General features: G+C 31.0%; 2 protein-coding genes, 1 tRNA gene and 1 rRNA gene. All 4 read left to right on the top strand.

Annotation, left to right across the window (positions count from 1 at the left end):
- Nucleotides 1–264 precede the first annotated feature (264 nt).
- The 4 genes from JCM14822_RS18495 (at nt 265) to JCM14822_RS18480 (ending at nt 1531) form a co-directional block, all read left to right on the top strand.
- Nucleotides 265–840, top strand: a complete 576-nt coding sequence (locus JCM14822_RS18495; protein ID WP_054744106.1) for a hypothetical protein — start codon at nt 265–267, stop codon at nt 838–840.
- An 87-nt stretch (nt 841–927) separates the two neighbouring features.
- On the top strand, nt 928–1137 hold the full coding sequence (locus JCM14822_RS18490) for a (2Fe-2S)-binding protein (protein WP_083461573.1): 210 nt from the start codon (nt 928–930) through the stop codon (nt 1135–1137).
- A 199-nt stretch (nt 1138–1336) separates the two neighbouring features.
- Nucleotides 1337–1454: ribosomal RNA gene (gene rrf / locus JCM14822_RS18485) — 5S ribosomal RNA — on the top strand.
- 4 nt (nt 1455–1458) lie between these two features.
- Nucleotides 1459–1531, top strand: a tRNA-Gly gene (locus tag JCM14822_RS18480).
- The last annotated feature ends 487 nt before the right edge of the window (nt 1532–2018 follow it).

Genomic DNA, 2018 nt, shown 5'->3' with positions numbered 1-2018 from the left:
GTTATATAAGAATTAAATAATCATAGTAACAATTCTATTTATAGCTTAGAGACATATGAAAAAGAGAAAACCATAGAAAGAATTAACTGTGATCCTAGAAGCAGTGTAATATATTTCTAATAACAAAGATGCCGCATTTATAGCTACAGAGACAGGAATCCATAGAATAGATACAAACGCTGATATTTTAGAAAAGATAATAGAAGGAGCCCTCTACTTATTATCTTCAGATTATTCAGAAGTAGGCGCTGTTTATAAGGAAAAGTGAATAAAGAAGAATGGGCAAAATGTCTAGGGTCTATAAAAAGTTTGACTTTATTAGAAGGAGGTTTTTATACAGAATGTGACAGTACAAGTAGTTTATTAACAAATACAATGAAAGTAGATTTTGAAAAGATAATGAGTCCAAGAGAATTACAAGCAATCGCCTATACATTAGAGAGAGCAACAAAATGTATAGAAGTAGGTGAAATAGAAGGCTTAAGAAATATAGCACAGGTAGATCAGATTATAGGGGGAAATCAAAGTAGTAGTAATCAAGAAGCTGCTAAAGGGCTTATTCGTATAGCATTACAAGAAAATATGCAGGGGTATGATTATAATGAGGGACTTCCAACTAATAGAAAGGCACTTAAAGAAATAGTACTTAATAATAATCATAATAGATACAATAATGTAAGCTATATACGCTATTACTATAATGCTAATGGAAAGATAGAATCTAAATATGATTTCATTACATTTGGTTATAGAAATGAAATGGAAAAAGCATTTAAAGAGTTTGAAAAAGCACAGGTTATAAAGCGTGTAGACCCGGTTATTAAAAATATTATGGAATAAGAAGTAGAAGCATATTATAAAAATAAGAAGTCTCTTAATGAAACAGTAGATATTATTGAAAAGGAGATAAATACATATCATATATAGATAAAGTACAATAGAGTAAATGGCGATATCGAAAAAATCTTAGCATCTGTATGTGGATGCAGAGAAATATCATTAGCAGCTGTAGTAGAAGCAGTTAAAAATGGTGCAGATACAGTGGAGAAAGTTGGAGAAATTACAGGAGCGGGAACAGGGGAAGACTATGGCAAATGTAAAGCCTTAATTCAAAATGTAATCGATTTAAAGAGATAGAGACTACAATAAAAAAGATTAGTTATTTGAAGTAACAAGAAGGCATCAAGTAACATAAGATAAAGAATAAATAGTAGTATCTATAGCCAAGGGTTTATAGGTACTGCTACTTGTTTATTATAATAAAATATAAAAACATATTGACATGAGTAAGCAAGTAGTATAGAATAAACGATGTCGTTGAGAAAACGAAATATTTTCTGGTGATGATGCGTTTAGGGGACACACCCGTTCCCATCCCGAACACGTCGGTTAAGACCTAAGCGGCTGATGATACTTGGCTGGAGACGGCCTGGGAAAGTAAGTGGTTGCCAGATTTATGCGCGAGTGGCTCAGTTGGTAGAGCATCTCCTTGCCAAGGAGAGGGTCGCGGGTTCGAGTCCCGTCTCGCGCTCTTTTTATTTTAAAAACCTCAAGTTCTAAGTTAAGAATTTGAGGTTTTTTACTTTTACCATTAAGTATTAAGATTAATGATATGTTATATTTACATATTAATATTACTAACGAGTATTCCTATAATAGGCATAAGTGGACAAATTATAATGATACAAGGAAACAAAAATAAAGGGTAGTAGCGTAAATATGGTGATACAACACATTAGAATAAATGATATATAGATTAAAGAATGTATGAATATAAGTTGTATAGGGGGCTAGGTTTAAAATGGAAGAATAGAAAGGTGTAATATAAAAAATATGGAACTATTAATATATAATATATGTTAGTTTATGGAAGACTATATTAATGATTATTAGTATAAATATAGTGGTTTTAGAAGAAAAATGAAAAAAATAAAAAAAAGTTGATAAAAAGTGTTGACGTATGTAATGGAATAGTGTATTATTAATCAAGTCAGCAGGACATAAACTGCTAACAAAAC

It is taken from the genome of Cellulosilyticum ruminicola JCM 14822, from assembly GCF_001311925.1.
GTDB classification, from domain to species: Bacteria; Bacillota; Clostridia; order Lachnospirales; family Cellulosilyticaceae; genus Cellulosilyticum; species Cellulosilyticum ruminicola.
Note: the sequence above shows the minus strand (reverse complement) of the source record. Positions and strands in the feature narration are given on the sequence as shown.